The sequence below is a fragment of the Psychroserpens sp. XS_ASV72 genome (assembly GCF_041224425.1).
Lineage (GTDB): Bacteria > Bacteroidota > Bacteroidia > Flavobacteriales > Flavobacteriaceae > Psychroserpens.
In genome coordinates this window covers 1-5620 of record NZ_JBGFGL010000050.1, presented here as the reverse complement: position 1 = coordinate 5620, position 5620 = coordinate 1, and the positions used below count along the sequence as shown (strand labels likewise).

The following is a 5620-nucleotide window of genomic DNA, read 5'->3' as shown; positions in this document are numbered from 1 at the left end:
GATCTCAATCGGTAATCTTGTCAAGGAGGAATCTGACTGTGTCCAGATTCCCTCATGGGGATTTTTAAGTGATGTCCTGACCATTATTGGGTTCCGAAACCCTCTGGGAAGACCAGAAGACTGGTTTATTGCCTACAACGTGTTCGTGTATGGTTTGTACGGAATTCAGCCGAACGCTTTGCGTTTGGGTGAGCCAGTCTGTGACTGGCGAAAATTCCGTTGGAAAAAAGCGTAAGGCTGAGCTTACGAAATGTTCCATGAAATAAATATAGTTAATTAAAGTGAGAATTTTTCCGCTGGAAAAATTCGGTAGTATTAACTATACACGTTGTTGGCACTAGTACTTTTTTTAGTAATCTCCATGAGTTAGATGAATCCACCTTTTCCATTTTCCATTAACTTTTTTGTATAAGCATAATGTTGCATGACCATAATAATGACCACAGCAAAAATGACTGCTGAATAAACAGACTATTTCATTATCTCGAATAAAAATCGGTTTAGAAATAATTCTTAATTCACGATTTCTATCAACCATTAAAAAATTTAAAGCATTTGACGACTCAACTTGTATTAGTTCCTTTTCATTAGATAAATTCCAAGTGTATGTTTTAGATTTCTTGAGTTCTCTTATTAATAATCTTTTTTCTTTTTTAGAGAATGTTATGCTTTCCTCCTTTGTGATTCCATTATTATAAGTGAGTGTTTTTCTTTTTTTAAATAGCTTTAAATGAAGGGAAAATGTATCAAAATTGATTTTTTTTGTATAACCTATTTCTGTATAAGTATCTGGATAGAGCTTGACATCAACTAAGTCCCAAAATATTTTTTCGTATTCTTGAGATTGACTTAATATACTTTGACTAATAAAAAGTATGAATAAGTAAAAGATTTTTTTCATATTAGTATTAGTGCCAACGTGTTCGTGTATGGTGTGTTGCGGATTGAGCCGAAGCTGTTTTAGCTTTGGTGAGCCACTTGTGGCCAAAAATCCGCTGGAGGAAAACAGCAAGGCTCTGACTTGTTATTTTTCCGCAAACTAAAGTTACAAATTTTATCTAGATCATTCACTTAACCAACTTGCGAAGCAATACATTATACACGTTGTTGTGTGTAGTTTTGTTTCAGTTTAGTTTTGCCATTGCTTTCTGAATTTGATTTACACGTCCGTTTTTAATTCCCATACGTTTCAGTAAATCAATATATTCGGCAAACTGTATGTTGAATTTTTTGTATTCAGTTGGGTTTTCAATGTGAATTTCCCAAAGAGCTCCAGCTCCTCCAAATAATTCTCGACTGAGTACTAATTTCCTAAATTCTGATTCATTTTTATTGTCGGCTGCAAGGCGAATTTGTGATAAATGATCTACATGGAATCCAAGTCCGTTTTCGATTAAAGTTTGTCCGAGTAATTCCGATTTTCGAGTCAGTTCTATAACTTTTTCATTCGAAAAGTCAATTGGTGTTTTCTTCTTTTTTAGAAAGTTAAATATTCCCATTAAATTTCTTTTCGATTGAGATTACTAAATTACACACAACGTGTTCGTGTATGGTTTGTGCGGAATTTCAGCCGAGCGCTTTGCGTTTGGGTGAGCCAGTCTTAGGCTGGCGAAAATTCCGTTGGAGAAAAAGTGCGACAGCTGAGCGGTCGTGGTTTTTCAGTTTAGTTGTTTGGATTAAAAGTAAGAAAAAATCTTCTTTTTAACCGACTTGACGCATTAACTATACACGTTGTTGGCAACAGTAATTAATTACAGTCACAAATTGAGTCAAAATCACTTATGTTAGAGTATGGAAAACCTGCATTGCCCCAACACATTGTATTAAAATGTATCTGATTTTCATTTACCCCATTCATTATTTGATTCAAGTATAATTTTCTTAACGCACATACATTTAATAAAGGGTTTTCAAAGTCTTGATAAAAAATGTTTATCCATATTATTTTTTCATTGTATTCTAAATTATCTAAACCTGCTAAAGTTGAAAGGCTATCATTTCCTTCTATTTTAGCACTGAAGTCACCGTTACCACCTCCAGATATTTCCACTAAACTATTAAAACTGATATTATTTAAAAGATTGTTCTCTTTTATATTTAGGTAAGATAGCTTTTGAAGTGCAGGAAAGTTCATATACTCCAAGTTATCACAATCCCAAACCGTCAAATAACCTGTCTCTGTTAGAGAAGGAAAACAATTTAATGAAGTAATCGGACAACCACTTATCCAAAAATTCCCTAATTTTAAAAGATTATCAAAACTTCCAAGATCTGTAAGATTTTGGCAAGAATTTATTTCCAGATAATAATTGCTCAAATCTCCACTGATATTATTAATTGCAGATATTGAGGAAAGATTTGAGTTGTTGGATATTTCCCATCTAAGTCCTATTGGCGTTCCATTACAATTGGTGAAAGAACCATCGAAATTTACTGTTTCTACGTTATTAAGACCTTCTAAATTTTGAATACTACTATTGTCTTCTATTTTTAGTACTCCTAATGTGTTGAGATTATCTAATCCTTCAAGATTCATTAAAGATTCATTGTCAGTAACACTCATATATTCTATCCATCCTACTCCATTTAAACCAACGAAATTAATTAAGGAAGAATTATTTCTGATTTCTAAATAATTTACTGAACTAAGATTATTTAATCCATTTAAATTGATTAAAGATGGCATATTCGATATGAACAAGTTGGATACTTCTAAAAGATTAGATAAACTACTTAAATCTGATGTGCCACAATTTGAGATATATAAACACTCAACTTTTTCTACACAACTTAAAAAGGATAGATTATCCAAATTCGAGACTCTTAATTCATAAAATTCTTTATATGGATTTTCTAAGAAAGTTTCTACATCTTCTAACGAAGATATATTTAAAAAGGCCTCAGGATATAATCCATTATTTGCATTGCAATTAAAATTATTCTCACCATTATTTTCAGTTGCTGTACTTCTGTCAGAACTGCATCCTAAAAGAAGAGTCATTAGAATCCCTAAATATAAAATTTTCATTATTTGTTTTTTTATTGTTGCCAACGTGTTCGTGTAAGGTTTGTTGCGGATTGAGCCGAAGCTGTTTTGGCTTCGGATGAGCCGCTTGCGGCGAAAAATCCGCTGGAGGAAAACAGCAAGGCTCTGGCTTGCGAGTTTTCCGATTTAATAAAGATATAAATATTTGTAAGAATTATTCTTTCTATTACAAACCGAGCCATAAACTTTACACGTTGTTGGCAATAGTTTTATTTCCTACTTCTAGACTTAGCTAATAATCTTAAAATTTCAAGATATAACCAAATTATAGTAACCATTAATCCAAATGCAGCATACCACTCCATATATTTAGGAGATTTTGATTCAGCACCTTTTTCAATAAAGTCAAAGTCAATTACTAAATTTAGCGATGCAATTACAACAACAAATAAAGAAAAAATAATTCCACCTGTTGAGTTGTCATGTATATAAGGCAACTGGAAACCAAGAACGCCTCCAGCAAGAGAAGCTATATAATAAATTGCAATTCCTGCTGTTGAAGAAGCAACAATAAGTTTAAAGTTTTCAGTAGCTTTAATTATTCCCAACCTATAAATAGTCAATAAGCTGAATAGAATTCCAAATGTTAAAATAACTGATTGTAATACTATACCAGGAAATTTAGCTTCCATAAATGCAGATAAACCTCCCAAAGCTAATCCTTCAAGACCACAATAAACAGGTGATAAATATGGTGCTGTAGTATTAATAAATATTATAACTAATGCTACAATAAAAGCTGCAATTGAACCTCCAATTACATAAGGTTTTAATAATAGAAAATCTTGAGTCTCTTGATATAAATTCCAAGTTATAAGTGAAGATGATAGAACAATTAATCCGAGTAATGCAGCTTTGTTTACAGTCCCATTGATAGTCATTACTTCAGATGAAGTATCAATCCTTTTTGCTTTGGTAAAAACTTCAGTGCTTAGAGCTGGATTTTTTGATTTATATAATGCCATTATTTATTATTCAAATTATTGCCAACGTGTTCGTGTATGGTGTGTTGCGAGTGAGCCTTGCGAATTGAGTTTGGCTTTTGCCGAATCAGCCGTTAGGTAGGCAAAACTGCGTTGGAAAAGGAGCAAGGCTTGACCTGTGACTTTTCCAATTTTTTTAAAGATACTAATTTGTGGGAAATTTTCCTTCTATTACCAACCTAGCAATACATTATACACGTTGTTATGTGCTGTATTTATTCGTCTAATGGTCTAGGCATATCGTCATAAGGATAATCAGTTCCATAATCATCTTCCCATTCTTTTTTTGCAATATTACCATATAAAATCTGACGTACTTCATAATCTTTGGTGTCCATTGTTCCAACAAAGATTCTCTGATGTTCAGGAACGGCTTCGTAAGCTTTTTTTAATTCTTCTTTTAATTTTATGGTAGGATTGTTTTTGTAGTCTTCGAAAATTCTTGAACATTTTGCAATGCTATTCTCTTTGCCATTTAATTCATTCAATTTATCAGTAAGTTCATTTAATTTGAAATTTATGTCGACTCCACTTCCTGATTTAATTTTAAAAGAACCTAAATTTAAAACAGTTACAGTTTCACCAATTTTTAATTCGGTTACTAATAAATCCTCATTTATTAACCTTTTCAAGTCCGAAAAATCAAAAACTTTTTTAGATGGTAAATTGGTTATTTCAACTCTTCCATTTTTATAAATTGATAATTCTGCTAAGTATGTTTTATCATCACTATTTCTAAAAAAGAAGTAAAATTTTTCTCCGCTAACTTTACTAGGTAGTATTGATTCAGGGTCATCAAAATAATAGGGTTTTGGGGAAGGAATAAAGTGTTTTGCAACATTCGCCTTTCCAATTGTCTTGGAATTGTTTCCTTTATAATTATGAAGATTTTCTAGAGTCGGATTTAACCTTTTAACTAAAGAATGAATGAATTCATGTAATGATTCTTTTGAATGTTCCCATTCACCTTGTTCTATATACCAATGCCCTAAATTAAAAATTGAAATTGCTTCTCCATTTGGTATTTTCGTTACGATCCAACCTTTATTAATTTTATCTTTCAGCATAGATAAATCAACCATTTCCCAGCAAGAAATCAAACCGTCACTATAAACCTGTAAGTCAGTGAAATGGTATTGCATATTGTGAATTATTCCAGGAATAGAAAAGCCTTCAAAAGTTTCAGTTCTAGTTATAGTTGTTAATTCTGAAATCTTAGTTTTCTTTTTTTTATTAAATATTCTATTGAATAATTTCATTATTTTCTGGGCGGTTGTAGATATTGCACATAACGTGTTCGTGTAAGGTTTGTTGCGGAATTTCAGCCGAACGCTTTGAGTTGGGATGAGCCAGCTTGCCTGGCGAAAATTCCGTTGGAAAAAAGCGAGAGGCTGAGCTAACGAATTGATTCCTGAAATAAATATAGTTAAATAATGCGAGAATTTTTCCGCTGGAAAAATTTGAAGCAATTGACCTTACACGTTGTTAGCCATAGTTTTTATCCATTTCATTAATAGCTAATTCTTTCCAATCACTTGAATTATTATTAAATTTTTCTTTGAGTAATTCCGATCCATTAGAATTAATGTAT

At 32.0% G+C, this 5620-nt stretch carries 6 protein-coding genes; 1 reads left to right on the top strand and 5 read right to left on the bottom strand.

The features are described from left to right. Positions 1 to 235, top strand: a 235-nt coding sequence (locus tag AB9K26_RS00670) for a hypothetical protein (protein ID WP_369970623.1), incomplete at its 5' end; no start/stop codon positions are given. 114 nt (positions 236 to 349) lie between these two features. On the opposite strand, the gene AB9K26_RS00665 is transcribed toward AB9K26_RS00670, so the two are convergent. From AB9K26_RS00665 to AB9K26_RS00645, 5 genes are all read right to left on the bottom strand, one after another. Further along, complete coding sequence (locus tag AB9K26_RS00665) at positions 350 to 901, bottom strand: hypothetical protein (protein WP_369970622.1); 552 nt, start codon at positions 899 to 901, stop codon at positions 350 to 352. Positions 902 to 1124: 223 nt separating this feature from the next. Beyond that, the gene (locus tag AB9K26_RS00660) at positions 1125 to 1499 is read right to left on the bottom strand and encodes a hypothetical protein (RefSeq protein WP_369970621.1); all 375 of its coding nucleotides are present in this window, start codon (positions 1497 to 1499) and stop codon (positions 1125 to 1127) included. A 248-nt stretch (positions 1500 to 1747) separates the two neighbouring features. Beyond that, the gene (locus AB9K26_RS00655) at positions 1748 to 3052 is read right to left on the bottom strand and encodes a hypothetical protein (RefSeq protein ID WP_369970620.1); all 1305 of its coding nucleotides are present in this window, start codon (positions 3050 to 3052) and stop codon (positions 1748 to 1750) included. Between the two features lie 203 nt (positions 3053 to 3255). After that, positions 3256 to 4011 carry a Bax inhibitor-1/YccA family protein gene (locus tag AB9K26_RS00650; protein ID WP_369970619.1) on the bottom strand — a complete coding sequence of 252 codons (756 nt, stop codon included), beginning with the start codon at positions 4009 to 4011 and terminating at the stop codon, positions 3256 to 3258. A gap of 233 nt (positions 4012 to 4244) precedes the next feature. Continuing rightward, positions 4245 to 5288 carry a hypothetical protein gene (locus tag AB9K26_RS00645; protein WP_369970618.1) on the bottom strand — a complete coding sequence of 348 codons (1044 nt, stop codon included), beginning with the start codon at positions 5286 to 5288 and terminating at the stop codon, positions 4245 to 4247. Positions 5289 to 5620: the final 332 nt, after the last annotated feature.